Source organism: Mycobacterium sp. NGS45, from assembly GCF_059812645.1.
Map to the genome: position 1 here is coordinate 96,603 of NZ_JCALDB010000010.1, position 24,918 is coordinate 121,520.

The following is a 24,918-nucleotide window of genomic DNA, read 5'->3' on the forward strand; positions in this document are numbered from 1 at the left end:
CTGGACGCGGTCCGGGAGGGTTCTAGCGGGTCGGCGTGCGGAGCAGGCCGACCACCGTTTCGCCGAGCCGGATCGGGTCGATCGGCTGCGGCACCGCGGCCTCGGCGCGCGACCAGTGGGCCAGCCAGGCGTCGTCGGCGCGGCCGGTGAGCACCAGCACCGGCGGGCAGTCGACGATTTCGTCCTTGAGTTGCTTGGCGATGCCCAGGCCGCCGGCCGGGGTGGCCTCGCCGTCCAGGATCACCAGGTCGATGCCGCCGCGGTCGAGTTCTGCGATCACGACGGGGGCGGTGGCGACCTCCAGATAGCTCAGCTCGGGCAGGTCGGGATGCACGCGTTTGCCCAGTGCCAACATCACTTGTTCGCGGGTGCGGTGGTTGTCGCTGTAGACCAGAACCCGCAGAGGACCGGCTGCCACGGCTTCAGGCTACGTGCAAACTCGTTAGTGTCAGGGCGTTTTCGGCCTCGGTCAGCGTGGCGCACCGTGCGGCACCAGGCCGTTGACGACGTCAGCCAGCCCGGCAAACCCGGTGGCCGCGGCCATCTGGGCCGCGATCCGCCTGCTGGCCTGCCGGTAGGGCGGCTGATCCAAGACCGCCAGGATGGCGTGCCGGAGTGCCCCGTGACCTGCACGATCGCGTCGGCTCAGCGGTCCAGTCCGTTCGACGGTGACGTTTCATTCGTCCTGGTTAGCAGTGGTGGACGGCGGTCAGCCGGTGCCGACCAGGGTGCGCGTTTGACCGTTCAGCGGATCGGGGCCCGGGCCGGGATGGGTCTGCTCAGAGCAGCGGCGCCATGTCCTTGGGGTCGAAGTACTCGTCGATGCGGCTGATCAATCCGTTTTCCGCGAGCTTGACCACGATGCACACCCGCATCGCGATCGTGTTGCCGTTGGTTCCGGTGGCATGCAGAACGTGTTGCTGGACGAATCCGGACTCGAACACCTGCCGATCCAGAATCTGATAGCGGCGCTTGGCGGTTCGGTTGATGAACCAGCAGATCACCCGGTAGGCCCGCTGATAGTCATTGTCGGCGGCATCGCCGGAGTGCCACACCGCGATGTCGTCGTCCCAGATCTCTTCGACCATCGCGACGTCGCCGTGCTCGATGGCGCGAAACAGCGTGTCGGCGACGTCGCGGATGGCCGGTTCGTCGGTGACGGACATACCCGGTCCTATTCGTCGTGGTAGCCCGGATGGGCTGCGCTCAACCTATGGCTTACCACCGTGCGCAGACACCGGAGCGCGTCCTGGGCCCGGTCATCGAGCGCGCCGGCGCGGATCGCCCCGGCCAGCCCGGCCTCATCGGAAAAGCCCAGCTCGGCGAGGGCCGCGGTGACCTGCACGCCGCCGTCGTCCTGCAGCTCGCGCACCACCATGCGCAGGGCGTTGGCGGCGACCCGCGCATGGAAGTTGACCTGACCCTCGGTCGCGCCCCGCACGTCGGCGTCCAGGAAGTCGGCGACGGCGTCGACCAGTTCGGCCGCCGTCGGACGACCGTGCCACGTCGGAGCCGGAGCGGCCGGCGATCCGCCGGGGTCCGGTACCGGCGGGGCATCCAGCAGGTTGAGCAGGTCCCACTCGGTTTCGCAGACCCGCCGCCCGATCGTGGCCAGTTCCACCGACGGGCTCTGCCCGGACAGGTGCCGCTCGGCTTGGAAGCGACAGATCACGCCCCAGCGCAGCGTGGCCAGCACCAGCCACCACCGGAACTCGTCGGCATCGACGTGCTCGCCACCGGCCTGCGCATAGGCGTCCAGGAAGTCCGCGATGCTGCCCAGCCCGCCGGCGTCTTGGGTCTTGGGCGCACCGAAGCGCCAGGCCCGGATGCAAAACCAGGCCAGGTCTTCGCGCGGGTCCCCGGCGTGCACCAACTCCCAGTCCAGCACCGCGGCCAGGCGGGCGCCGTCGATGATCAGGTTGCCCATCCGGAAGTCACCGTGCACCAAGGTGGCGGGCCGGGTGGGCGGCGGGTGCCGGTCGAGCCAGCGGAACGCCCACTCGAAGGTGGCCGTGGTATCGCCCATGGCGTCGAGTTCGGCACGCCACTGCGCCACCGGATCGACGGGTTGCAGGCCGGCTTGCGCGGGATCGGCGCGGTGGATCAGCGCCAGCGCCGCCGCGCATTGCCGCAGCAGATCGGCGCGGCCGCCGTCGTCGAGGCCGCGGTAGATCCGCCGGACGATGGTCTCACCGGAGATCTCGGCACAGATCAGATACGGATTACCCAGCGGCTCAGTGGTATTCGAGGCGGTCAGGATCTGCGGGACCGGGGCACCCTGGGCGGCGGCCAGCGTCTGCACCCGGGCCTCCAACTCCATGCCGGCGTGCACCTCGTCGGGCGGTCCGGTGCGCAGAATCAGCCGGCGCGCACCGTCGGCGGTGCCGGCGGTGAATGCCCACGTGGTCCGACTGGCTCCGCCGGTCAGCCGAGTCAGGTCACTGACCTGCACGTCCGCACCCAGGACCGGGCGCAGCACCGTGGTCAGGGCCGCGCTGAGTTCGGTTGTGTCGTCGCTCATTTGCGCCCGAACTTGAGCATCCGCTGGGCCACTCGGCGGATCTGGATTTCCTCGGCGCCCTCGGTGATCCGGTAGCGGCGGTGGTGCCGGTAGATGTGCTCGAACGGCTCGTGCCGGCTGTAGCCGATGCCGCCGTGGATCTGCATGGCCCGGTCGGCGGCCTCACAGACCAGTCGGTTGGCCCGGTAGTTGGCCATCGACACCTTGTCCGAGACCTCCATGTGGTGGTCGCGGTCCAGATGCCAGGCCGCGTAATAGACGAGCAGCCGCACCATCTGGGCTTCGGTCTGCAGTTCGGCCAATGGCCACTGCACTGCCTGGTTCGCCGACAGCGGCTTGCCGAACACGATCCGCTGCCCGGCGTAGTCGGCGGCGCGGTCGATGCAATACTGCGCGGCACCCAAACTGGAGGCGGCCTGCCGAATCCGGTTCTCGTGCAGGAATGTCTGGCCGACCTCGAGTCCGTGGTCCACCTCGCCGAGTACCGCGTCGGCGGGCACCCGCACATCGGTGAGGGTCACCTCGCCGTGGTCGCTGGGCATGTTGAAGGTCCACCAGTAGTAGGGGACCTCGAAACCCGGGGTGTCGGTAGGCACCAGGAAGGCGGTGATGCCGACGGCCTGACCGTCTTCACCGGAGGTGCGCGCGAAGATCAGGTCGTGGGTGGCGCGGTGCACACCGGTGTTCCAGCGTTTGGTGCCGTTGATCACCCAGTGGTCGCCGTCGAGCACCGCGCGGGTCTCCATCCAGGTGGCGTCGCTGCCGTGGTCGGGCTCGGTCAGCCCGAACGCCATCGACCGCTGCCCGGTGAGCATCGCCTCGATCCATTCGGCCTTCTGGGCCTCGGTACCGAACCGGCTCATCATGATCACCTGCGGGAAGTTGCCGACGATCGAGGACTCGTCCTGCAGGTCATTGTGCAGACCAAGACCCTTGTGCGCCAAATGTTCCCGGATCACCGCCATGTCCAGGTTGGAGCCGTCGCGGCCGCCGAACTCACTGGGCAGGCCGTAGCGCAGCCAACCCGCGGCATCGGCGCGCCGACGCATCTCGTCGAGCAGATCCTCCCACTCGCGCCGGGGGATGCCGCCGTTGTCCAGGTCGGTGCGGGCGAACTCCCGGCGCCGGTCGAAGTACTGCATGTTCTCGCGTTCCAGCGGCTTGATCTCGGCCTCGATGAATGCGTCCATCTCGGCCAGCAGGCCCGGAAGATGTTCGGGTAGCGCGAAATCCACGATGATCAGCTCCTAATGTCCGTACAGCGTCGTCTTCCAGATGGTGGCCAAAGTTCGTACCGCGTCTTCGTCGGTGGTGTGCACGCCCAGTTTCGCGGCGTCAGCGCGAAGATAGACGGTGGTGAAGCTTTCGAACAGCATCGCGATTGCCAGTGCGACGTGGTCCGGGTCCAGGTCCTGGCTGAACCCCTGTTCCTGGGCGCGTAGTGCCGAGGCCCGCACGATGTCCATGCCGAACCGACGAAACTCGTTCTGCACCTCGGCGAACCGGGGTTGGGTGGCACCGAGCTGCGCGACGGCGATCATGATCCCGAGGTTCTGCTTGAAGATGTTCCAGTAGCCGGTGACCATGGTGGTGAAGAAGTCGCTGTCCTGCGGTGAGTCCGGCAGTGGCACCGGCAGTCCGGCGAGCACGTCGTGCAGGAACGATTCGGCCAGGTTGGCCAGCAGGTCTTCCTTGTCGTCGAAGTAGCGGTAGAACACCGCCGCGGACTTGCCGGCCGCCGAGGTGATGTCGGCCAGCGTGGTGCCGTGAAACCCTCTCTCCGCGAAGAGCTTGCGCGCGGCCTGCTCGAGCGCATCGCGGGTCTGCCGGCCCTTGGCCGACAGCGGCGCGTTCACCTCCGGCACGGCTCCGGCCGCCTAGCCGAGGATCCGGTCCCCGGCGCGCAGCAGCGCGCTGGGCAGTTCGTGGCCGACCAGCCGTTGGGCGACGGCGGCGGCCTCGATGGTCTTGGCGATGTCGACGTCGACGCCGATGTCACTGTCGCGCAACAGATACGCCAGGTCCTCGGTGGCGATGTTGCCGGTGGCGCCCGGCGCGAACGGGCACCCGCCCAGTCCGCCGACCGAGGCATCCAGCCGGGTCACACCGGACTGCACCGCGGCGTACGCGCAGGCCAATCCGGCGCCGCGGGTGTTGTGGAAGTGCGCACCCAGTGGAATGTCACCGATCAGCGGCCGGGTCGCGGCGATCAGCGAACTCACTCGCCGCGGGGTGGCGGTGCCGATGGTGTCGGCCAACGCGATCCGGTCCACGCCGAGTTCGGCGGCGGCGGTCACCACCTCGAGGGTGCGCGCCTGCGGGGTCGGCCCTTCGAACGGGCAGTCCCAGGCGATCGCGACGATCACCTCGACACTGGCGCCACTGTCATGGGCGATGCGGGTGACGTCGGCGATCGCGGCGGTGGCCTCGGCGGTGTCGCGGCCCACGTTGGCCCGGCTGTGCGAATCCGAAGCCGACACCACGTATTCGATCGAGGTCAGCCCGGCGGCCAGCGCCCGCTTGGCGCCGTTGGGACTGGCGACCAGCGCGGAGAACTCGACGGTGTCGAAGCGTGCGAGTTCGGCGGCCAGCTCGGCGGCGTCGGCCAGCGCGGGCACCTTCGACGGTGACACGAACGCAGTGGCCTCCACCTCCCGCACGCCGGTCGCCACGATGGCTTCCAGCAACTCCACCTTGGCCGCCAGCGGCAGTGGGTCCTCGAGTTGCAGGCCGTCGCGCAGACAGACCTCGCGGATCGTGACGTGGTTGGGCAGTTCCATCACAGCACCCCCTCGGCGTGCAGGGTTTCCAGTTCCTCGGCGCTGCGTCCGAGCAACTCCTGGTACACCTCGGTGTTGTGTTGGCCCGGGCGTGCCGAGCCGGCGAAGCGGATGGTGCCGGGGGATTCGGAAAGCACCGGAACCACACCCGGGCCCTTGACGTTTCGGCCGATCCGCTCATCGAAGTGGTCGGCGATCATGCCGCGCGCCTGCAGCTGCGGGTCCTTGACCACCTCGGCGACGGTGTTGATCGGCCCGGAGATCACCCCGGCTTCGCTGAGCGTGCTGATGATTTCGTCGGGTGCGCGCTGCGCGGCCCAGTCGCCGATGATCTTGTCCAGCTCGTCCTGGTTGCGGCCGCGCGCGACGTGGTCGACGAACCGGTCGTCGGTGGCCAGCTCGGGTTGGTCCATGGCTGCGCACAGCCGGCGGAACACGGTGTCCTGGTTGGCGGCGATCACGACCCAGCTGCCGTCGGCGCTGCGGTAGATGTTCGACGGCGCAATGCCTTCCAGCCGGGTGCCCGACGGTCCGCGCACCACTCCACCGATGTCGTAGTCGGGGATGGTGGATTCCTGGATGGCCAAACAGGATTCGGTCAAGGCCGCGTCGACGATTTGACCTTCGCCGGTGACGGTGCGCCGGTACAGCGCGGCCAGTGCGCCCTGGGCGGCGAACATGCCGGCCAGGCTGTCACCGAGTGACAGCGCCAGCCGGGGCGGCGGCCCGCCCGGGAACCCGTTCATGTGTCGCAAACCGCTGGCGGCTTCGGCGACCGAGGCGTAGCCGGCCTTGTGCGCCTCCGGGCCGGTCTGCCCGTACCCGGAGACCCGGACCAAGATGATGCCGCGATTGCGTTCGCGCAGCACGTCGTAGCCGAGGTTCCACTTCTCCAGCGTGCCCGGACGGAAGTTCTCCACGATGATGTCGGAGTGCTCGACCAGGTCGAGGAACAACTCGCGACCCTGCGCTTCGCGCAGATTGAGCGTGACGGCCTTCTTGTTGCGGGCATGCACGGTCCAGAAGAAGTGCTTGCCGTCGAGTTCGGCCTGCCCCCAGGTGCGCAGCGGGTCCGGCGCGCCCGGCGGCTCGATCTTGATCACCTCGGCACCCATGTCGCCGAGCAAGCGCCCGGCGAACGGCCCGGAGATCAGCGTCCCGACCTCGATGACCCGGATCCCGTGCAGCGGTCCGGTGACCGCCTCCTCAGCGCTCACCTTGACTCCCGTAGAAGCCGTGCCGAGCCAACCAGTCGGTGCAGATGGCGACCGCCTCGCGCAGCGTGTCGCGCTGGTCCGGTCCGGCGTAATAGTGGTTGGCGCCCGCGATCTCGTGCATCTCCTTATCCGCGTGCCCGATCGCCTCGAACAGTCGGCGGGTGTGGCTGGGGGTGCAGGCGTCGTCGGCCATGTTGCCGATCACCAAGGCCGGGATCGCGATGTCGGGGCCGGCCTTGACCGCGTCGCCGTTGGCGTCGTCGTAACTCCACTGCGACAGCCAGCTGCGCAGCGTGCAGAACCGGGCCAGCCCGACCGGGCTCATGTTCACCACCTGCGGGTCACCCAGGTAACAGGTGCCGGGCTTGCGTTCGTTGGGGTCGACGGCCGGATCCAGCCAGCGCGGGTCGGCCATGGTGCCGTGCACCACGAACGCGAACTCGTCGTCGGGGCGACCGGCAGCTTTGAGTTCGGCCAGTTTGTCCTTGACCCACTTGGTGATCCGACGGTTGCGGGCGATCTGGGCGTCGCGGTAACGGTCCAGGAACTCCTGGGTGTATGGCGGCTGATTCGGGTTGTCCGGGTTGTACAGATCCAGCTCGGGGTCCCGTTTGGTGGGGTCGGTCTCATCGAGAATCGACGCGTCCAGCCACTCGGTCATGGTGCCGTGCCGGCTGATGTGCGCGGCCAGCAGCATGATGCCGTCGGCCGGGATCAGGCCCAGCTTGGTCAGATCCGGCCCGTCGCCGGACGGGCTCGCGGTCACCGTCGGGTTCTGGGCCTGCTGCTGGTAGAACACCGACAGCGAGCCGCCGCCGCTCCAGCCGGCCAGCACCACCTTCGAGTAACCCAGCCGGTTCTTGGCGTCCTTGATGCATTCGCCGAGGTCCTCGACGACCTTCTCCATCAGCAGCGCCGAATCGGTGCCGCGGAATCGGCTGTTGCAGTAGATGACGTGGTGGCCGGCGCGAGCCAGCGCGTTGGTCATCGGCAGGTAGGCGCCGCCGCCGATCGGGTGCATGAACACCAGCACGGTGTCGGATGGCTTGTCCTTGGGCTTGAGCAGGTAGCTCTCCAACACCACCAGCTCGGCGACCCCGCCGTAGACGTCGCGGACTCCCGAATTGTTCTGGTAGGCAACCAGATAGGGGATCCGTTCGTAGTCGTGCTTGACGGGTGCTTGTGGTGCTGCGGTCATCAGTGCTGTCCCAAATCGTTGGCGAGGATTTCTTCTGACGGGATGAGTCGGCGGCGGGTGTCGATCGCGATCACCGACCAGTCGACCCGGTCGTACTCATCGAACTTGCGGCGGGCGCGTTCCCGGGCCTTCTCCGGTGCGCCGTGGTGCACGCCCTGCGGTGCGTGCGATACCAGGCCGGGCGGCATCGGGATGCCGTAGAGCGAACCGCCGTGGAAGAACGCGATCTCGTCGAAGTCGACGTTGCGGTGATACCACGGGGTGCGCTCGGTGCCGGGCACCGTCTCGGCCGGCTTGGGCAGGAAGTTCATCACGTACACACCGGTGGCCTGCATGAACAGATGCACGGTCGGCGGCAGGTGCACACTCTCGGAGGTGATGACGGTGTAGTCCTCGATGTTGAACGTGAACGGGAAGTTGTCCCCGCGCCAGCCTTCGACGTCGAGCGGATGATGTTGGTAGAACAGCGAAGTGGGACCGCCGGTGTGCATCAACCGAACCTCGTATTCGCCGTCGACCACCGGCCCTTGGCCGTCGTCGATCGGAGCGGGGTCGGGGATGGTGACCTGGGCGGGGTCGAACGGGAAGTGCCGGCCCAGGGTGCCGGCCGGCGGCACCCGGAAGTCGTCGGTGGCCTGGATCATCAGCAGCGTGGTCTCCTCAGCCGGGACCTGGCGCCAGGTGCAGGCCTTGGGCAGGTAGACCCAGTCGCCTTCGCGGTAGTTCAGCGGGCCGAACTCGGTCTCGAGCACCCCGCTGCCGCGGTGCACGAAGGACAGCAGGTCGCCGTCGACGTAGCGGACGAAGAACGGCATCTCCTCGCTGCGCCGGGACAGCAGCACCAGGCAGTCCTCGTTGGAGAACATCAGCAGGGGGCTGCCGTGCGCGTCGGTGGCGTCGCTGGGTTTGAGTTCGGTGCTCAGCACGTCGGTGGGCCGCAGCGGACCGACCGTGCGGTAGGCGGTCGGGTCGTTGCGGCGGTACATGTTGGCGGTGCGCCCGACGAAGCCGCCACGGCCGAGTTCGTCGTCTTTGAGGCCGTCGAGGTCGGCGTGCACGCGCTTGGGGGTGACACCTTTACGCAGGTGGACGAAGGATTCCATGGAGCTGCTCCTACTGTCAGCGGAAGTAAAACTGACTTTACTTTCATCTATGCGAGCGCGTCAAGCACCTCGCGATTTCGGTGCGCTGGGGTGCGGTGAGCGCCCGTAAACGCACCGAAATCCATACCTGAAGGTATGGTAATTTGCGGACATGACGCTTCGGACGCTGTGGGTCGAGGGCAGCCCGAAAGGTGAGCTCTCGTTGTCTTCGGCTGCCGCCGAGGAATTCCTGATGGCAGCGCCGGAACATTTCGGCGCCGTCGAGCGGTTCTCGGTGTGGGACGACGACGTGCTGCGGTTCGGCCGCGACGCCGCGATCGCGAAGTTCGCGCCCCTGTTCGGTGAACCGGTCACCGATGCCCAGCAGCAGGTGTGGGATCAGGTGCTGGCCGAGATCGAGCGGGTGCGCGGCTTCGACCGGGTGGTGGTGTCCTCGCCGATGTGGAACTGGCACGTGCCGCATGCGCTGAAGGCCTGGATCGACATCATCGTGCAACCGCTGGCCAGCTTCACCGTCAACGCCGACGGCGTACACGTCGGCACCTTGGGGGAGGGCAAGCCGTTGCAGCTGATCCTGACCCGCAGCAGCGCCTACGACGGGCGACATCCCGAATTGCAGGACTTTCAACAGCCCTACCTTGAGTACGTCTTCGGCATGCTGGGCTACCGGACGCAGACCCTGGTGATCGAACCGACCACGCGTTGGACCCCGCAGGAGCGGGCGCAGATGCGCGATGAAGCACTCGAGAAGGCCCGACGTGCCGGGCGGGCAACGGCCGCGCCGTAGGCTGGCGTTCGCCGGTGACCTAGGCGATGTAGGAGAGGTAGATGGCACCTCGCGAGTCCGCGAGCAATCGGCTCTCGGTGGACGATTGGCTGCAGGCCGGCTACGGCATCCTCGCCGAGGACGGCCTCACTGCGCTCAAGATCGATCGGCTCTGTGCGCGGTTGGGCGTCACCAAGGGCAGCTTCTACTGGCATTTCACCGACATGGCCGGCTACCGGTCGGCCCTGGTGGAATCGTGGGCCGAGCACCGCGGCGACGAGCACAAGGTGTACCAGCAGATCCGGGACCATCCGCCGGTGCAACGACTGGAGATGATGATCGACGCGCTGCTCGATCCGCGGCACTGGAAACTCGAACGGGCCATGCGGGAATGGGCCCGTACCGACCAGAACGTCGCGACCAGTGTCGACTCCGCTGATCGTCGGGTGGTGCGGATCGTGCGGCAGGCTTTCCTCGATCTCGGCTTCCCGCCGGAGGAAGCGGATCTGCGCGCGCACACCACGTTTGCGGCTGGGATCGGCTTCCTGCAGATCGCGGGCACCAAGACCCATCCGCTCACTGTGGCTCAGCGAACCAACTTCCTGGAGTTCATGGTCCGGTGATTTCGGTGCGTTTGGGGGCGCTGATCGCACCCAAACGCACCGAAATCGCAACGGCTACTTGAGTTCGGTGGACGACAGACCCAGCAGGCGGCGGGCGACCACCAGTTGCTGAATCTGCTGGGTGCCCTCGAAGATGTCCAGGATCTTCGAGTCGCGGGCCCACTTCTCCAGCAGGGTCTCTTCGGAATAGCCGGTGGTGCCGGCCATCTCGACGGCCTTGAGGGTGATGTCGCTGGCCACCCGGGCGGCCTTGGCCTTGCCCATCGAGGCTTCCTTGGAGTTCGGGATCCGGTTGTCGGCCTGCCACGCCGAACGCACGGTCAGCAGATAGCCGGCCTCCCAGTCGGCTTCCATCCGCAGGAACTCGGCGGCCGGCGCGCTCTGGGCGTGCGGTGGCTTGTCGTAGGAGATCTCGATCCCGGCGTCGGTGAGGATCTTGCGCAGCTCCTCGAGCGCGGCCCGGGCCACGCCGACGGCCATCGCGGCGACGATCGGCCGGGTGTTGTCGAAGGTCTCCATGACCCCGGCAAAACCCTTCTCCACGTGGATCTCTGGGTCGCCGAGCAGGTTCTCCTTGGGGATCCGGGCGTTGTCGAAGCGGATCACCGCGGTGTCGGAGGCCTTGATGCCCAGCTTGTGCTCGAGCCGTTCGACGATCACTCCGGGGTGCTCGCGCGGCACGATGAACGACTTGATCGCGGCGCGGCCCTTGGTCTTGTCCAGCGTGGCCCACACCACGATGTGGCTGGCCCGCGAACCGGCGGTGACGAAGATCTTCTCGCCGTTGATCACGTACTCGTCGCCGTCCAGCTTCGCGGTCGTGGTGACCGCGGCCGAGTCCGAGCCGAAGCCCGGTTCGGTGATCGCCATCGCGGCCCAGACGTCCTTGCCGAGGCGCTCGAGCTGCTCGGGGGTGGCCACCGACGAGATGGCGGCGTTGCCCAGGCCCTGACGCGGCACCGACAACAGCATCGCGATGTCACCCCAGGAGATCTCCAAGGCATTCAGCAACGCAGACATGTTGCCGCCGTTGATGTTTGCCTTCTTGCCGTCGTCGGCCGAATCCGCAAACGCGTCGGCACCGGCGAAGCTGATCGTCTTGGCCTCCGAGATGCCCTCGAACAGGTCGGCCAGGGTCTCCAGCTCGACCGGGTAGGCGTGCTCGAGCAGGTCGTACTTTCGGCTGATCGGCCGGATCATCTCGGCTGCGCCCTGATGACCCTTCTCCATGACGGCCTGCAGCTTCTTCGGCATTTCCAGATTGATTGCCATGTCAAGACCTTCCTTTACAGAACCACGACGCCTTCGGCGACACCGAGTGCCCGCAGATCGCGGTACCAGCGTTCGACCGGGTGTTCCTTGGTGTAGCCGTGGCCCCCGAGCAACTGCACACCGTCCAGACCGATCTGCATGCCCTTGTCGGCGGCGAACTTTCGGGCCAGAGCGGCCTCGCGGACGAACGGCAGGCCCTGCTCGGCGCGGGCCGCGCCCCGCCAGGTGATCAGCCGCAGGCCGTCGAGCTCGATGGCGATGTTGGCGCACATGAACGCCACCGACTGGCGGTGGGCGATCGGCTCGCCGAACGCCTCACGCTCCTTGACGTAGGGGATGACGTAGTCCAGCACCGCATGCGAAGTGCCGACGGCCAGTGCGGCCCAACCCAATCGGGACAGCGCGATGGCCTCGGAGTAGTCGGCGTCAGAAGCCTCGTCCTCACCGAGTCGGGCGTTGAGCGGAACGGTCACGTTGGTCAACTCGACCCGGCCGAGTGCTGCGGCGCGGACGCCCATGCTCGGGTCGGCCTTGACCGTGACGCCCATGGTGGACGCCTCCACAATGAACAGCGCCGGCTTGCCGTTGAGTTGGGCCGCGATGATGAACAATTCGGCGGCGGCCGCGGCCGGCACCAGAGATTTGAAGCCGTCCAGCCGGTAGCCGCTGGGAGTGCGGGTCGCGGTGGTCTTCAGCGCGGTCGGGTCGAACAGCGGCTGCGGTTCGGCGATCGCCAGACAGGCCTGCGGCACGTTCTCACCGGCGAATTCGGGCAGGTAGGTGGCCTGCTGATCGGCGCTGCCCCAGTGCGTCAGCGCCGACGCGACGCCGCCCGGGGCCAGGATCGGCAGCGCCAGGCCCATGTCGCCGTAAGCCAGCGCCTCGGCGACCAGTGCGTTGGTGACGGTGCTGCGATGTTCGGCGATGCCGTCGAAATCCTCGGGGATGTTGACCGCGGTGATGCCCAACTCGGCGGCCTTGGCGATCAGATCCGGCGGATAGCTCGCGGCGTCGTCGGCGTCATGGGCGGCCGGACGCAGGATCTCGGCGGCGAACTCCTCGACCGTCTCGACGATCAGCTGCTGATCCTCGGTCGGCGTCAGGTCGAAATGGTCTGCGCCACTGGGCTTTAGCCGGGTGGCCGGCTTGCCCAGGCCTTGGATGCGTTTGAACTGGCGGGTGGTGGCGCCGGCCGCGGAGAACGCGGTCTTGACGCCGTAGCGCAGTCCGCGGTTGAGCGGGTCGCGCAGGTTGTACTTGTCCAGGAAGTCCTGGCCGACGATCGGGGTGATCAGGGCCAGGCCGATGTCGGTGGCCGTGCGCTTGTGTCGTTGCAAACCAACGGCACTCTCATGGCGGCTCGGCAGGGTGTTGGTCATTTGTCAGCACCTCAACAGGTTGTGGGTGGGATCGCCTAACCGTATCTTACTCCAGAGTAAGGTACGGCCGCTTTGTAAGGCAATTCACACCCGCAGTGCCGCAACCACCTGCTCGTGCAACCGGCCATTGGTGGCCAACGCGCTGCCGCCGTGTGGGCCTGAAACCCCGTCTACGCTGCTGAAACGACCGCCGGCTTCGCGCACCAGGATGTCCAGCGGCGCCAGGTCCCACAGCTTGACCTCGGGTTCCACCGCGATGTCGACGGCACCTTCGGCGACCAGGCAGTAGGACCAGAAGTCGCCGTAGGCGCGTACCCGCCAGACCCGGTCGGTGAGCGCGACGAACCGGTCGCGGCGCTGCTCCCAGCCGGTGGTCAGATCCGAGTAGGACAGGCTGGCGGCCTCCAGGTCGGCGACCGCCGACACCGAGATGGGCCGCGCCGCGCCGTTGAACGCGGTGTAGGCACCCGCACCGCGAGCGGCCCACCACCGGCGGCCCAGCGCGGGCGCACTGACCACGCCGACCACCGGTTCGCCGTCGTCGAGCAGAGCCAACAATGTGCACCACACCGGCACGCCGCGCACGAAGTTCTTGGTGCCGTCGATCGGGTCGATCACCCACTGCCGGCCTTCGGTGGTCTTGCCGCCGCCGAATTCCTCACCGAAGATCGCGTCGTCGGGGCGGCGACGTTCCAGGGCTGCGCGCAGTTCGGATTCGGCGGACTGGTCGGCGTCGGTGACCGGCGTCAGATCGGGTTTGGTGTCGATGCGCAGGTCCAATGCACCGAACCGGTCCATGGTGATCGCATCGGCCTGATCGGCCAACTCCAGAGCCAAAGCCAAGTCATCGTTCATAGGGGAGTCCTACCATGGCGGAATGTGGGAATTTCTGGCACTGGCGCTGATCCTGGGTGCGTTGGCGGTACTCATCGGGCCGCGGTTGATGCGTAAGCCGGCCGGCAACGACGCCGCTGAGGGCACGCTGCTGGTCACCGGTGTCAGCCCGCGTCCGACCGACGTCACCGGCGAGCAGTGGGTCACCATCACCGGAGTGATCAACGGGCCCACCGTCAACGAGCATGTGGTGTACCAGCAGATGGTGGTCGACGTCGACGATTGGCCTACCATGGGACAGCTCTATCCGGTGCTGTATTCGGCTAAGAATCCCGACAAATGGGCCATCGCTCAGCAGGGGTAGCGCCCGGTTTCGGGCCGGGTTTCGGACATTGGGCCGCACCGGCGTCGTTCTCGAATACCCTCGGCGCATGGCGCTTTCGATGGACGAACAGGTTCTTGCCGGGCTGATGCCGATGCTGCGGGCTGCAGATGTCACCGAACCGCCGACGGTCGGCGACGTCGAGGCCCGTCGGGTCAACATCGCCCGGATGTTCGCGGCGGTGCCCGAGCCCGAACCGGTAACCGATGTCGACGTGTTCGACTACCAGGTGCCCGCTGCCGACGGCACCATGCTGCCGGCGCGTTGGTATACGCCCCGCGGCGGCGGGACGGGTGCGGGGGTTCTTTTCCTGCACGGCGGCGGAATGATCCTGAGCCTGGCCGAGATGGGCCCGGGCACCGAGCGTGCGGTGCGCGCCTACGTGTCGGGTAGCCGAGTGCCGATGCTGGTGGTGGATTACCGGGTGGCGCCCGAACATCCCGACCCGACACCGGTGGAAGACTGCTATGCCGCCTTGCGGTGGCTGAGCCGACAGGCCGGGGCATTGGGCGTGGAGCAGAATCGCATTGCGGTGATGGGGGAGTCGGCCGGCGGTGGGCTCGCCGCCGGGGTGGCACTGCTGGCCCGGGACCGCGGCGGACCCGCCGTCGCACGGCAGATCCTGGTCTACCCGATGCTCGATGACCGTACGGCGACCCCGGACCCGGTCATCGCACAGTTCGCCACCTGGACCTACGACGACAACATCACCGGTTGGGACGCCCTGCTCGGCGCCGATCGCACCGAGGTGTCACCGTATGCCGCGCCGGCCCGCGCGCAGGATCTGTCCAACCTGCCACCGACCTACATCGACGTCGGCGTGCTCGACATCTTCCGCGACGAGGACATCGACTTCGCGCGACGACTGCTGGACGCCGGAGTGCCTACCGAACTGCACGTCTACCCAGGCTGCCCGCACGCTTTCGAAGGTCTGGCGCCGCAAGCCCAGGTGTCCAAGCTGGCGATGGCCCTGCGCCAGCAGCGGCTGAAGATGCTGTAGTCCCGGGCAGGCTTCGTCGCTGCTCAGCCGGCGCGGGCCGCCGGTCCAGGGGCGATTTGCTCCTTGAGCGGAGCCAGCGTGGACCCGATCGCCGCGACCGTCGGATCAGGCACGCCGAGCTGGATCAAGGTGGCGACCAGGTGCTCGACGACGCGGTCGAAATCGCTCGGGTCGATGTCGAGTCGGGCGTGCGCTGCTGCCATGTTGCGACCGAGGTAGGGCGCCGGCCCGCCCAGCGCGGCGGCGATGAACGAGCGCTGATGGCGGTGCAGCCGGCCGAGGTCAGTTCCCTGGAAGTATCCGGACAACGCCGGGTCGGCCAGCACGCGCCGGTAGAACTCGTCAACGGCCGCCGAAACGGCTGCTGCGCCACCGATTTCGTCGTAGATGCTCATGCGCAGAGCATCGTGGGCGGGAATTACGGTTCAGCGACCTGCGCTTTCCCGGCGCGTTACCAGGTGCTCACGCTCGCGGCGGCGACCGGTCCGGTGCGGGTCATCCGGTGCGGAATCTGGTGCCGAAGGCCGTCGAGTGAGGAATCCCGCAGGTCCTGCCGGTTTCCTGTACGTGCTGTCGGCTCGAGTGAGGAATCCTGTACGTGCTGTCGGCTCGAGTGAGGAATCTTGTACGTGCTGTCGGCTCGAGTGAGGAATCTTGCACACTTCTTCTGCCGAGTGAGGACTCAGGTACACCATGAGCGTCCAGTGAGGAGCCACGTACAAGAAGTGCGAGTAGACCTGTGCGTGGTTCCTCACTCGGCAGCCGTGGGCTACAGCATTCCTCACTCGACGGCTTCGGTGTACGTGGTTCCTCACTCGGCAGCCGCGGGTCTACGTCATTCCTCACTCGGCAGCCCGACGGCCCGCGAACGGCAGCGCGACGGCCCGCGACGGCCCGCGAACGGCAGCGCGACGGCCCGCGACGGCAGCCGCGACGGCTTCGACGGCGCGCTACGGCTTCGGAGCGGCTCAACGGCCTCACCCGAAAGCAGCAGAACCCAGCTAACCGTGCGTCACCCGCAGCATGTCCTCGACCTTGCTCAGCTTCACCCGGGGTCGGCCCGCGGGTTCGCCGGCTGAACGTTCGTGGGTGTCCAGCAGCTGCCAATGCTCACTGGTCACCAGCTGCGGTTGGCGTTCGGCCAGCCACTGCGCCAGCTGCTCCCCGTGATCGGCGTCGACGTCCGGCAACGTGGTCTCGGCCAGATCGCTCAGCAGCGTGTCCACGGTGTCGGCCGAGTCCTTCTTGTTGCTGCCGATCACCCCGGACGGGCCGCGCTTGATCCAACCGACCACATACTCGCGGTTGCCGCCGTCGACGCGGCCGTCGGTGTTCGGAATGGTGCCGCTGCGCTCATCGAACGGCAGCCCGGGGGTGGGCAAGCCGCGGTAGCCCACCGCGCGCACCACCAACTGTGCGGGCAGGTCCTCGCGCACACCGGTGTCCTTGGCTACGACCCGCCCGGTGTCGTCGGCGACCAGCTCGTTGCGCCCGAGCACCACCGACTCGACCCGGTCGCTGCCCTTGATCTCGATCGGTGAGGTGCGGAACCGGAAGACGATGCGCCGGTGTCCCGGTCGCGGCTCGCGGTCCAGGTAGCTGCGCAGCACCTTGATGTTCTGCCGGACGGTCTTGTCGGCGGCGGCCAACTCCTCGTCGGTGATGTCGGCGAAATCGGCCGGATCCAAGATGATGTCGACGTCGGCCAGACCCTCCAGGTCGGCCAGCTCGTGCAGTTCGTGCGTGGTGAACGTGGCCTGCAACGGCCCCCGCCGACCGATGATCACGACCTCCTCGACGCCGCGGCCGCGCAGCGAGTCCAACGCGTGGTCGGCGATGTCGGTGGCCTGCAGCACATCCGGGTCGGTCACCAGGATCCGGGCGACGTCGATCGCGACGTTGCCGTTGCCCACCACGATCGCCCGGCCACCCGACAGGTCCGGTGTCAGGTCGGTGAAGTGCGGGTGCGCGTTGTACCAGCCGACGAAGTCGACGGCGGCCAGGCTGCCTGCGAGGTCTTCACCCGGGATGCCGAGGGAGCGGTCGGACTGGGTGCCGATCGCGTAGATCACCGCGTCGTAGCGTTCGGCGAGTTCGCCGGCCTGCACCTGCTCACCGATGGTGATGTTGCCGAAGAACCGGAACCGCGGATCGGCCGCCGTGCGTTCGAACTGCGCGCTGATCGACTTGATCTTCGGATGATCGGGGGCCACCCCGGAGCGCACCAGACCCCACGGGGTGGGCAGCATCTCGAGCATGTCGACCCGCACGTCGCGGCCGCCGCTGGGCACAGCCGCGTCGGCGGCCTTCAGCAGCGCGGCCGCCGCGAAGTATCCGGATGGACCGGCACCGACGATCGCCACGTAGTGCGGGCGAGGGGCGGACTGATCCAAGGGTTCGGTGGCCATAAACGAAGAGCCTTCCTTCGGTGTCCGACCGCGCGCAGAGGGCTGTCGCGGAGGCGGCCGGACGCAAGAGAGGCAGCGCGAGTCGTTGCCGATGGGTGGGCTGTACCGGCGTTACTCATGTGACCTGCGATGCGTGATGTGTTTACGATCACGATCGTAATCGTCACGGCAGCGCACCGCGGCCAGTCGCGCCGAACCGGCCCCGGTAGACCAGCGCGGAGTCCGGTCGCGCCAGCTGCCGGTAACCTGGACATCCGTGGACCTCGACCGTCAAGCCGACATCACCGCCCTCGACACCACTTTGACCACCGTGGAGCGGGTGCTCGACGTCGGCGCGCTGCGCGCCCGGATCGAGAAACTCGAGCAGGAAGCCTCCGACCCGCAACTGTGGGACGACCAGACCCGCGCCCAGAAGGTCACCAGCGAACTGTCGCACGCCCAGGGCGAGCTGCGCCGCATCGAAGAGCTGCGGCAACGGCTCGACGACCTGCCGGTGCTCTACGAGCTGGCCGCCGAGGAAGAGGGGGAGGCGGCCGGCGAAGCGGTCGCCGAGGCCGACGCCGAGCTGACCAAGCTGCGCGAGGACATCGCCGCGATGGAGGTCCGCACCCTGCTGTCCGGTGAGTACGACGAGCGCGAGGCCGTCGTCACCATCCGCTCGGGCGCGGGCGGGGTGGACGCCGCGGACTGGGCCGAGATGTTGATGCGGATGTACATCCGCTGGGCCGAGTCGCACGACTACAAGGTCGAGGTGTTCGACACCTCCTACGCCGAAGAAGCAGGTATCAAGAGCGCGACGTTCGCCGTGCACGCACCGTATGCCTACGGCACGTTGTCGGTCGAGCAGGGCACCCACCGGCTGGTGCGGATCAGCCCGTTCGACAACCAGAGCCGCCGGCAGACGTCGTTCGCCGACGTCGAGGTGCTCCCGGTGGTGGAGACCACCGACAGCATCGACATCCCGGAAGGGGACGTGCGCGTCGACGTGTACCGCTCCAGCGGTCCGGGCGGGCAGTCGGTGAACACCACCGACTCCGCGGTCCGGCTCACCCACATCCCCACCGGCATCGTGGTGACCTGCCAGAACGAGAAGTCGCAGCTGCAGAACAAGGTGTCGGCGATGCGCGTGCTGCAGGCCAAACTGCTGGAACGCAAGCGGCAGGAAGAACGCGCCGAGATGGACGCGCTCAAGGGCGACGGCGGCAGCTCGTGGGGCACCCAGATGCGCTCCTACGTGCTGCAGCCCTACCAGATGGTCAAGGACCTGCGCACCGACTACGAGGTGGGCAACCCCGCCGCGGTGCTCGATGGCGACATCGACGGTTTCATCGAGGCCGGTATCCGCTGGCGGAACCGGCGTGATGACGACTAGCCAGCCGGCGATCGACTACCTGGCCCTGGACTGGGGCCAGCAGTGGCAGGACTTCTGGCTCGGCACCATCGGCGAATGGATCCTGAGCCGCGGCCTGCGGATCGTGATGCTACTGATCGCCGCGGTACTGGTCGCCCGGTTCGTGAGCTGGGCCGCCCAACGGATCACCGCGCGCATCGACGCCGACTTCCAGGAGGGTGACTCGCTGGTCCGGTCCGAGACCGCCAAGCACCGCCAGGCGGTCGCCTCGGTGATCTCCTGGGTGACCATCGCGTTGGTGTGTGTGCTGGTGTTCGTCCAGCTGATCGACATCCTGGCGTTGCCGATCGCCTCGCTGGTGGCGCCAGCCGCGGTGCTCGGTGCCGCGTTGGGTTTCGGTGCCCAGCGCCTGGTGCAGGACCTGCTGTCGGGGTTCTTCATCATCACCGAAAAGCAATACGGCTTCGGCGATTTGGTGTCGCTGACGTTGTCGGGTTCCACGGTGCCGGCGGACGGCACCGTCGTCGACGTCACGCTGCGGGTGACCAAGCTGCGCTCCTCGGAGGGCGAGATGCTGACCATCCCGAACGGCAACATCGTCAAGACGGTCAACTTGAGCAAGGACTGGGCCCGCGCCGTCGTCGACGTTCCGGTCCCGACCAGCGCCGACCTCAACGAGGTCAACGAACTGTTGCACAAGGTGTGCGATACCGCGGTCAACGATCCGATGTTGAAGGATCTGTTGTTGGACGCCCCGCAGTTGATGGGCGTCGAACGCATCGAGTTGGACACCGTGAACCTGCGCATGGTGGCGCGCACGCTGCCCGGTAAGCAGTTCGAGGTGGGTCGACGGCTGCGGGTGCTGGTGATCGCCGCGCTCGGCCGCGCCGGGATCGCCACCAAGGCGACGAGCACGCCGATGGTCGGGGCGATCGTGCATCCGGCCACCAGCGGCGGCGCCGAGACCGAAACCCAGGGCCGGGAGCAGAGCCAGTGAAGATGTTCGGGAAACGCACCGAGGGCGAGGGCCGACGGGCTTGGCCGGGCTACCTGTTCGGCCGGGTGCGCACCTCGACGATGGTGCTGATCGTCGCGTTCGTGGCGACCTGGTGGCTGTACTCGGCGTACTCGCCGACCGCCAACCCGCCGCCGGTGGACGAGACGCAGGTGGTCCCGCCCGGTTTCGTACCCGACCCGGCCTACACCTGGGTGCCGCGCACCCGGGTTCGGGTCCCGACGACGACGGCCGAGCCGACCACCACCGAGCCGACCCCGACGACGACGGAGTCGCCGACCGAGACCACCACGCCCACCACCGAGCAGCCGACCCCCGGTGTCGAGCCGACCACCACCGAGTCGTCGGATCCGGGCGTCACGCCGACCACCCAGACCACGTGGCCAGGGCTGCCGGAGCCGCTGATCCCGCAGACACCGTCGACGCCGGTGCCGCCGTCGGGCTTCGAGCCGACGCCCCCGGCGTAGCGTTCGTCGGGCAGCGCCGGAACCCGGCTACACTGGCGTGCCGTGATGATCACCCTCGAACATGTCACCAAGCAGTACAAACAGTCGGCGCGTCCTGCGCTCGACGATGTCAGCCTCAAGATCGACAAGGGTGAGTTCGTCTTCCTGATCGGACCCTCCGGTTCGGGCAAATCCACCTTCATGCGACTGCTGCTGGCCGAGGACACCCCGAACTCCGGTGACATCCACGTCTCGAAGTTCCACGTCAACAAGCTCAGGGACCGACACATCCCGGGACTGCGCCAGGTGATCGGCTGCGTGTTCCAGGACTTCCGGCTGCTGCAGCAGAAGTCGGTGTTCGACAACGTCGCGTTCGCGCTCGAGGTGATCGGCAAGCGGCCCGACACCATCAACAAGGTGGTGCCCGACGTGCTCGAGATGGTGGGTCTGTCCGGCAAGGCCAACCGGTTGCCCTCCGAATTGTCCGGTGGTGAGCAGCAGCGGGTGGCGATCGCGCGGGCGTTCGTCAACCGGCCGCTGGTGCTGTTGGCCGACGAGCCGACCGGCAACCTGGACCCGGAGACCAGCAAGGACATCATGGATCTGCTGGAGCGGATCAATCGCACCGGAACCACGGTCCTGATGGCCACCCATGACCATCACATCGTCGACGCGATGCGCCAGCGCGTGATCGAGTTGTCCCTGGGCCGGCTGGTCCGCGACGAGCAGCGCGGCATCTACGGAATGGATCGATAAGTGCGTTTTGGCTTCCTGTTCAACGAGGTCCTGACCGGGCTTCGGCGCAACGTCACGATGACCGTGGCGATGATCCTGACGACCGCGATCTCACTGGGCCTGGTAGGTGGCGGCATCCTGGTGATCCGGTTGGCCGACCAGTCCCGCGACATCTACCTGGACCGGGTGGAGTCGCAGGTGTTCTTGACCGAGGACATCACGGCCAACGACCCGAACTGTGACGGCGATGTCTGCACGGCGTTGCGCGACCAGATCGACCAGCGCGACGACGTCGAGTCGCTGCGGTTCCTGAACTCCGAGGACGCCTACAACGACGCCATGGAGAAGAACCCGGCGTTCCGGGAATTCGCCGAGAACAACCCGGAGGACATGTGGCCGGCGTCGTTCATCGTCAAGCTCAAGAACCCGGAGAACCACGAGGACTTCGACCTGGCCATGCGGGCCCAGCCCGGCGTGCGCGACGTGCTCAACCAGAAGGATCTGATCGACCGGCTGTTCGCGATGCTCGACGGCATCCGCAATGTGGCGTTCGCGGTGGCCGCCGTGCAGGCCATCGGCGCGGTCCTGCTGATCGCGAACATGGTGCAGGTGGCGGCCTACACGCGGCGCACCGAGATCGGCATCATGCGCCTGGTGGGCGCCAGTAGGTGGTACACCCAGCTGCCGTTCATGCTGGAAGCGGTGATCGCGGCGCTGATCGGTGTGGTGCTGGCGGTCATCGGTTTGATCGTGGTGCGTGCGCTGTTCCTGGAGAAGGCGCTCGACCAGTTCTATCAAGGCGGCTTGATCGCGCAGGTGGACTCGTTCGACGTGGTCTACTCCACCACGCCGTGGCTGCTGCTGCTGGGCGTGGCGATGTCGGCGATCACCTCCTATGTCACCTTGCGTCTATACGTGCGGCGGTAGCCGTGGCGAAGAAGGCTGACCCCACCCGGCAGGGCGGCAAGAAGGTGATCGCGACCAACCGCAAGGCCCGGCACAACTACGCGATCCTCGACACCTACGAGGCCGGTGTGGTGCTGCAGGGCACCGAGGTCAAGGCGCTGCGGGAAGGGCAGGCGTCGCTGGCCGATGCGTTCGCCACCGTCGACGACGGCGAGGTGTGGCTGCGCAATCTGCACATCCCGGAGTATCACCTGGGCACCTGGACCAACCACGCACCGCGCCGCAACCGCAAACTGCTGTTGCATCGCAAGCAGATCGACAACCTGGTGGGCAAGATCCGGGACGGCAACCTGACCCTGGTCCCGCTGTCGCTGTACTTCTCCGACGGCCGGGTCAAGGTGGAACTTGCGCTGGCCCGCGGTAAGCAGGCGCACGACAAGCGCCACGACATCGCGCGGCGCGACGTCGCCCGCGAGGTCACCCGGGAACTGGGCCGACGGGTCAAGGGCAAGATCTGAGCATTGCGCTGCGGTGGGTGCCGGGGCGACCAGGATTGGCGCGGTGTGCGTCGGGCCGTGCTCATTAAGATCGGTGCAGTTCATCCCCAGCAGTGCGGAGGTCAGTCGTGAGCCAGGACGTGGTGATCCGTGAACTCACGGCCGCCGTGGAACGCAGCCCGCAGGTGATCGAGCTGCGGCTGCACCTGGTCGAGCTGCTGCTCGGTGCCGGCCGGTATGCCGAGGCGCTGGGGCACTGCAGCATCGCGCTGTCCCAGGACGCCGGGCACGCCGGGGCGTTGAGTCTGCTGCAACGCTGCACCGCGGCGCTGGCCGGCCCGGCCGAGACCGGTGCGGGTCCAGTTGGGCCTACTGTGCCTGCCACGCCCGCCGCGCCGGCCGCGCCTGAGGCGCCCGTCGTGCCGGCCGCGCCTGAGGCGCCCGTCGTGCCGGCGGCGCCGGAACCCGGCTTCGACTGGGCCTCGGCCGAGGAACAGGTGGCCGGGATCATCGAGCCGGAGTTCCTGCCGGTCAAGGACGACGCAGCCGGTACCGACGAACGCGACTACGACGTGCTGCAGCGCAGCGAGATCCGACTCGAGCACGTCGCCGGGATGGCCGACGTCAAGACCCAACTCGACATTGCGCTGTTGGGTCCGATGCGCAATCCGGAACTGGCCAAGGCGTTCAACACCTCGGCGCGCGGTGGTCTGCTGCTGTACGGGCCGCCGGGGTGCGGCAAGACCTACCTGGCTCGCGCGGTGTCGGGGGAGATCGGCGCGGCGTTCTATCCGGTCGGCATCGCCGACGTGCTGCACAGCTGGCTCGGGGACAGTGAGCGCGCGCTGCGCTCCATCTTCGAGACCGCCCGGCGCAACGCACCGTGTGTGTTGTTCTTCGACGAACTGGACGCGCTCGGGCTGCGCCGCACCGCGCTGAGCAACAGCTCGAGCATGCGGGTGGTGGTCAATACGTTGCTGTCCGAACTGGATTCGGCGACCAGCAGTAACGACGGTGTGTACGTCATCGGCGCGACCAACATGCCCTGGGACATCGATCCGGCACTGCGCCGGCCGGGACGGTTCGACCGGATGATCTTCGTCGCGCTCCCGGACGCCGAGGCGCGCGCCGCGATCGTGCGGATGAACCTGGCCGATCGGCCGATCGCCGGCATCGATCTGGGTTCCATAGTTTCGCGCACCGCGGGCTTCTCAGGTGCCGACATCGCGCACGTCTGCAGTACCGCAACCCAATTCGCGATGGCCGACTCGGTACGTACCGGACAGGTGCGGCCGGTGACGATGGGCGACATCGACGCTGCGCTGCAGCAGACCCGACCCAGCGCGGGGCCCTGGTTCGACGTCGCGCGCAACGTCGTCGAGTTCGGCAACAACGACGGCAGCTATGATGACCTGGCGAAGTACCTGCGGCGCAAGAAGTCTCGGTGACCGATTCGGCCACCGATCCCGGGCGGACGGTCGAGCTGGCGCGGCACTACATCACCGCGGGTAACCCCGTCCGGGCGCGCGAGGTGCTTCGAGAAGCGCTGGTGGCGCACCCGCAGCACCCCGATCTGCTGGTCCAACTCGCTCGCGCCGATTTCGATACCGACGATCCAGTGTCGGCCGCGCACAACGCCTACTTGGCGCTGTCGATAGACCCGGAGTTCGTCTTGGCGATGCGGGTGTACGCGGTCGCGTTGGACGCGCTGGGCCGCGGCTACGAGGCACTGGCGATCGCCCATCGCGCGGTTCAGACCGCACCCCAGGATGCGTTGGCGCACCACACCTATGCCGTGCTGCTGTACGAATTCGGTCGCCCGCACGACGCCATGGTCGTCATCAACACCGCGATCGGTTTGGATTCCACCAACGAGGATCTGCACACGCTGCGCGGTCGGATCCTGCGCAAGCTGCGGCGCTTCGACGACTCGACCGCGGCCTATCAGGAAGCCCTGCGGTTGAACCCGGCGCACCACGCCGCGCTACACGACATCGCGGTCAACGAGCTCGCGAAGGGCCGCTGGTCAGATGCGCTGCGCGGATTGCAGGATGCCGCGGTCGGCCAGCCACGACTGGGCAGCGTGGCCCGGTACAACATCGGCGTGGGGCTGCGGCGGCCGATGGTTCTGGCGACCCTGCTGGCGCTGGTCGTGTGGCTGGTCGGCAGCGTGACCCACGCCTCTCGTCTCGACGGTCACGACGCCTGGACGCTGCGGGTAGTACTCGGCGGGTGCGTGCTGGCCCTGCTGGTGTTCCTGGTCTGGGTCAGCCAACGGCTGCCCCGCCGGCTGTGGCGTTCGGTGCTGGCGCAACGGCGCTTCTACGTGTTCCGGCTGCTGCTGATCGGCGCGACGCTGGTGTTCGGTCTGGCCGTGGCGGGCGGACTGGCTCATCCGCTGCTACTCAACCTGGCCACTACGTTGTTCTTCGCCTTCTTGCTGGCCATCGTGCTGGGGCTCTATCTCGGCAGCTGATCGACCGGC

Annotated in this window: 27 protein-coding genes; 12 read left to right on the forward strand and 15 right to left on the reverse strand. The window is 67.5% G+C overall.

Going from position 1 to position 24,918, the window contains the following annotated elements; all coding sequences use genetic code 11:
* Positions 1-22 precede the first annotated feature (22 nt).
* The 10 genes from AC5Y3P_RS11320 to AC5Y3P_RS11365 form a co-directional block, all read right to left on the reverse strand.
* Positions 23-418 (reverse strand): Rv3143 family two-component system response regulator, encoded by a 396-nt coding sequence (locus AC5Y3P_RS11320; RefSeq protein ID WP_500045990.1) that lies wholly within the window; start codon positions 416-418, stop codon positions 23-25.
* A gap of 51 nt (positions 419-469) precedes the next feature.
* Positions 470-592, reverse strand: a complete 123-nt coding sequence (locus tag AC5Y3P_RS11325; RefSeq protein WP_500045991.1) for a hypothetical protein — start codon at positions 590-592, stop codon at positions 470-472.
* A gap of 187 nt (positions 593-779) precedes the next feature.
* Positions 780-1,166: a nuclear transport factor 2 family protein gene (locus AC5Y3P_RS11330; RefSeq protein WP_500045992.1), complete on the reverse strand. Its 387-nt coding sequence runs from the start codon at positions 1,164-1,166 to the stop codon at positions 780-782.
* Positions 1,167-1,174: 8 nt separating this feature from the next.
* Positions 1,175-2,521: a phosphotransferase family protein gene (locus tag AC5Y3P_RS11335; RefSeq protein WP_500045993.1), complete on the reverse strand. Its 1,347-nt coding sequence runs from the start codon at positions 2,519-2,521 to the stop codon at positions 1,175-1,177.
* The gene (locus AC5Y3P_RS11340) at positions 2,518-3,756 is read right to left on the reverse strand and encodes an acyl-CoA dehydrogenase family protein (RefSeq protein ID WP_500045994.1); all 1,239 of its coding nucleotides are present in this window, start codon (positions 3,754-3,756) and stop codon (positions 2,518-2,520) included. Before AC5Y3P_RS11340 ends, AC5Y3P_RS11335 begins: the two co-directional genes overlap by 4 nt.
* A gap of 12 nt (positions 3,757-3,768) precedes the next feature.
* The gene (locus AC5Y3P_RS11345; RefSeq protein ID WP_500046077.1) at positions 3,769-4,377 is read right to left on the reverse strand and encodes a TetR/AcrR family transcriptional regulator; all 609 of its coding nucleotides are present in this window, start codon (positions 4,375-4,377) and stop codon (positions 3,769-3,771) included.
* Between the two features lie 21 nt (positions 4,378-4,398).
* Positions 4,399-5,301, reverse strand: coding sequence for a hydroxymethylglutaryl-CoA lyase (locus AC5Y3P_RS11350; RefSeq protein ID WP_500045995.1), 903 nt, complete (start codon positions 5,299-5,301; stop codon positions 4,399-4,401).
* Positions 5,301-6,518 carry a CaiB/BaiF CoA transferase family protein gene (locus AC5Y3P_RS11355; protein WP_500045996.1) on the reverse strand — a complete coding sequence of 406 codons (1,218 nt, stop codon included), beginning with the start codon at positions 6,516-6,518 and terminating at the stop codon, positions 5,301-5,303. Before AC5Y3P_RS11355 ends, AC5Y3P_RS11350 begins: the two co-directional genes overlap by 1 nt.
* Positions 6,508-7,716: an alpha/beta hydrolase family protein gene (locus tag AC5Y3P_RS11360; protein WP_500045997.1), complete on the reverse strand. Its 1,209-nt coding sequence runs from the start codon at positions 7,714-7,716 to the stop codon at positions 6,508-6,510. The genes AC5Y3P_RS11355 and AC5Y3P_RS11360 overlap by 11 nt, the downstream gene beginning before the upstream one ends.
* The gene (locus AC5Y3P_RS11365; RefSeq protein ID WP_500045998.1) at positions 7,716-8,819 is read right to left on the reverse strand and encodes a homogentisate 1,2-dioxygenase; all 1,104 of its coding nucleotides are present in this window, start codon (positions 8,817-8,819) and stop codon (positions 7,716-7,718) included. The genes AC5Y3P_RS11360 and AC5Y3P_RS11365 overlap by 1 nt, the downstream gene beginning before the upstream one ends.
* 151 nt (positions 8,820-8,970) lie before the next feature.
* Here AC5Y3P_RS11365 and AC5Y3P_RS11370 point away from each other — a divergent pair, with 151 nt between their 5' ends.
* Entirely contained in the window at positions 8,971-9,606 is a 636-nt protein-coding gene (locus AC5Y3P_RS11370) for an NAD(P)H-dependent oxidoreductase (protein WP_500045999.1), read from the forward strand.
* 41 nt (positions 9,607-9,647) lie between these two features.
* On the forward strand, positions 9,648-10,208 hold the full coding sequence (locus tag AC5Y3P_RS11375) for a TetR/AcrR family transcriptional regulator (RefSeq protein WP_500046000.1): 561 nt from the start codon (positions 9,648-9,650) through the stop codon (positions 10,206-10,208).
* A 54-nt stretch (positions 10,209-10,262) separates the two neighbouring features.
* Here AC5Y3P_RS11375 and AC5Y3P_RS11380 read toward each other — a convergent pair whose 3' ends face one another.
* From AC5Y3P_RS11380 to hisN, 3 genes are all read right to left on the reverse strand, one after another.
* Positions 10,263-11,480, reverse strand: a complete 1,218-nt coding sequence (locus AC5Y3P_RS11380; RefSeq protein ID WP_500046001.1) for an acyl-CoA dehydrogenase family protein — start codon at positions 11,478-11,480, stop codon at positions 10,263-10,265.
* Positions 11,481-11,494: 14 nt separating this feature from the next.
* Positions 11,495-12,859 carry an acyl-CoA dehydrogenase family protein gene (locus AC5Y3P_RS11385; protein ID WP_500046002.1) on the reverse strand — a complete coding sequence of 455 codons (1,365 nt, stop codon included), beginning with the start codon at positions 12,857-12,859 and terminating at the stop codon, positions 11,495-11,497.
* Between the two features lie 84 nt (positions 12,860-12,943).
* Positions 12,944-13,714 (reverse strand): histidinol-phosphatase, encoded by a 771-nt coding sequence (gene hisN, locus AC5Y3P_RS11390; protein ID WP_500046003.1) that lies wholly within the window; start codon positions 13,712-13,714, stop codon positions 12,944-12,946.
* 22 nt (positions 13,715-13,736) lie between these two features.
* Here hisN and AC5Y3P_RS11395 point away from each other — a divergent pair, with 22 nt between their 5' ends.
* Both AC5Y3P_RS11395 and AC5Y3P_RS11400 read left to right on the forward strand, forming a co-directional pair.
* Positions 13,737-14,057, forward strand: coding sequence for a hypothetical protein (locus AC5Y3P_RS11395; RefSeq protein ID WP_500046004.1), 321 nt, complete (start codon positions 13,737-13,739; stop codon positions 14,055-14,057).
* Positions 14,058-14,124: 67 nt separating this feature from the next.
* The gene (locus AC5Y3P_RS11400; protein WP_500046005.1) at positions 14,125-15,075 is read left to right on the forward strand and encodes an alpha/beta hydrolase; all 951 of its coding nucleotides are present in this window, start codon (positions 14,125-14,127) and stop codon (positions 15,073-15,075) included.
* 23 nt (positions 15,076-15,098) lie between these two features.
* Here the strand turns inward: AC5Y3P_RS11400 and AC5Y3P_RS11405 are convergent, their stop codons facing one another.
* Both AC5Y3P_RS11405 and AC5Y3P_RS11410 read right to left on the reverse strand, forming a co-directional pair.
* Positions 15,099-15,470: a group I truncated hemoglobin gene (locus AC5Y3P_RS11405; RefSeq protein ID WP_500046006.1), complete on the reverse strand. Its 372-nt coding sequence runs from the start codon at positions 15,468-15,470 to the stop codon at positions 15,099-15,101.
* A 606-nt stretch (positions 15,471-16,076) separates the two neighbouring features.
* Positions 16,077-17,483 carry an FAD-dependent oxidoreductase gene (locus AC5Y3P_RS11410; protein WP_500046007.1) on the reverse strand — a complete coding sequence of 469 codons (1,407 nt, stop codon included), beginning with the start codon at positions 17,481-17,483 and terminating at the stop codon, positions 16,077-16,079.
* Positions 17,484-17,739: 256 nt separating this feature from the next.
* Here AC5Y3P_RS11410 and prfB point away from each other — a divergent pair, with 256 nt between their 5' ends.
* The 8 genes from prfB (at position 17,740) to AC5Y3P_RS11450 (ending at position 24,909) form a co-directional block, all read left to right on the forward strand.
* Positions 17,740-18,855 carry a peptide chain release factor 2 gene (gene prfB / locus AC5Y3P_RS11415; RefSeq protein ID WP_500046008.1) on the forward strand — a complete coding sequence of 372 codons (1,116 nt, stop codon included), beginning with the start codon at positions 17,740-17,742 and terminating at the stop codon, positions 18,853-18,855.
* Positions 18,845-19,831, forward strand: a complete 987-nt coding sequence (locus tag AC5Y3P_RS11420; protein WP_500046009.1) for a mechanosensitive ion channel family protein — start codon at positions 18,845-18,847, stop codon at positions 19,829-19,831. Before prfB ends, AC5Y3P_RS11420 begins: the two co-directional genes overlap by 11 nt.
* Positions 19,832-19,833: 2 nt before the next feature.
* Positions 19,834-20,316, forward strand: a complete 483-nt coding sequence (locus tag AC5Y3P_RS11425; RefSeq protein ID WP_500046078.1) for an Rv3103c family proline-rich protein — start codon at positions 19,834-19,836, stop codon at positions 20,314-20,316.
* A gap of 45 nt (positions 20,317-20,361) precedes the next feature.
* Positions 20,362-21,051 carry a cell division ATP-binding protein FtsE gene (gene ftsE, locus AC5Y3P_RS11430; RefSeq protein WP_500046079.1) on the forward strand — a complete coding sequence of 230 codons (690 nt, stop codon included), beginning with the start codon at positions 20,362-20,364 and terminating at the stop codon, positions 21,049-21,051.
* Entirely contained in the window at positions 21,052-21,957 is a 906-nt protein-coding gene (gene ftsX / locus AC5Y3P_RS11435; RefSeq protein WP_500046010.1) for a permease-like cell division protein FtsX, read from the forward strand.
* Positions 21,958-21,959: 2 nt separating this feature from the next.
* Entirely contained in the window at positions 21,960-22,454 is a 495-nt protein-coding gene (smpB, locus tag AC5Y3P_RS11440; protein ID WP_500046011.1) for an SsrA-binding protein SmpB, read from the forward strand.
* A gap of 107 nt (positions 22,455-22,561) precedes the next feature.
* Positions 22,562-23,881, forward strand: a complete 1,320-nt coding sequence (locus AC5Y3P_RS11445; protein ID WP_500046012.1) for an ATP-binding protein — start codon at positions 22,562-22,564, stop codon at positions 23,879-23,881.
* On the forward strand, positions 23,878-24,909 hold the full coding sequence (locus AC5Y3P_RS11450) for a tetratricopeptide repeat protein (protein ID WP_500046013.1): 1,032 nt from the start codon (positions 23,878-23,880) through the stop codon (positions 24,907-24,909). The genes AC5Y3P_RS11445 and AC5Y3P_RS11450 overlap by 4 nt, the downstream gene beginning before the upstream one ends.
* The last annotated feature ends 9 nt before the right edge of the window (positions 24,910-24,918 follow it).

What these genes read in the sequence shown, in the direction of transcription:
- AC5Y3P_RS11360 (WP_500045997.1), bottom strand. Translation starts at nt 7,716, where the DNA reads ATGACCGCAGCACCACAAGCACCCGTCAAGCACGACTACGAACGGATC.
- AC5Y3P_RS11395 (WP_500046004.1), top strand. Translation starts at nt 13,737, where the DNA reads ATGTGGGAATTTCTGGCACTGGCGCTGATCCTGGGTGCGTTGGCGGTA.
- hisN (WP_500046003.1), bottom strand. Translation starts at nt 13,714, where the DNA reads ATGAACGATGACTTGGCTTTGGCTCTGGAGTTGGCCGATCAGGCCGAT.
- AC5Y3P_RS11385 (WP_500046002.1), bottom strand. Translation starts at nt 12,859, where the DNA reads ATGACCAACACCCTGCCGAGCCGCCATGAGAGTGCCGTTGGTTTGCAA.
- AC5Y3P_RS11425 (WP_500046078.1), top strand. Translation starts at nt 19,834, where the DNA reads ATGTTCGGGAAACGCACCGAGGGCGAGGGCCGACGGGCTTGGCCGGGC.
- AC5Y3P_RS11350 (WP_500045995.1), bottom strand. Translation starts at nt 5,301, where the DNA reads ATGGAACTGCCCAACCACGTCACGATCCGCGAGGTCTGTCTGCGCGAC.
- AC5Y3P_RS11375 (WP_500046000.1), top strand. Translation starts at nt 9,648, where the DNA reads ATGGCACCTCGCGAGTCCGCGAGCAATCGGCTCTCGGTGGACGATTGG.
- AC5Y3P_RS11420 (WP_500046009.1), top strand. Translation starts at nt 18,845, where the DNA reads ATGACGACTAGCCAGCCGGCGATCGACTACCTGGCCCTGGACTGGGGC.
- AC5Y3P_RS11370 (WP_500045999.1), top strand. Translation starts at nt 8,971, where the DNA reads ATGACGCTTCGGACGCTGTGGGTCGAGGGCAGCCCGAAAGGTGAGCTC.
- ftsE (WP_500046079.1), top strand. Translation starts at nt 20,362, where the DNA reads ATGATCACCCTCGAACATGTCACCAAGCAGTACAAACAGTCGGCGCGT.
- AC5Y3P_RS11330 (WP_500045992.1), bottom strand. Translation starts at nt 1,166, where the DNA reads ATGTCCGTCACCGACGAACCGGCCATCCGCGACGTCGCCGACACGCTG.
- AC5Y3P_RS11405 (WP_500046006.1), bottom strand. Translation starts at nt 15,470, where the DNA reads ATGAGCATCTACGACGAAATCGGTGGCGCAGCAGCCGTTTCGGCGGCC.
- AC5Y3P_RS11400 (WP_500046005.1), top strand. Translation starts at nt 14,125, where the DNA reads ATGGCGCTTTCGATGGACGAACAGGTTCTTGCCGGGCTGATGCCGATG.
- AC5Y3P_RS11335 (WP_500045993.1), bottom strand. Translation starts at nt 2,521, where the DNA reads ATGAGCGACGACACAACCGAACTCAGCGCGGCCCTGACCACGGTGCTG.
- AC5Y3P_RS11365 (WP_500045998.1), bottom strand. Translation starts at nt 8,819, where the DNA reads ATGGAATCCTTCGTCCACCTGCGTAAAGGTGTCACCCCCAAGCGCGTG.
- AC5Y3P_RS11410 (WP_500046007.1), bottom strand. Translation starts at nt 17,483, where the DNA reads ATGGCCACCGAACCCTTGGATCAGTCCGCCCCTCGCCCGCACTACGTG.
- AC5Y3P_RS11380 (WP_500046001.1), bottom strand. Translation starts at nt 11,480, where the DNA reads ATGGCAATCAATCTGGAAATGCCGAAGAAGCTGCAGGCCGTCATGGAG.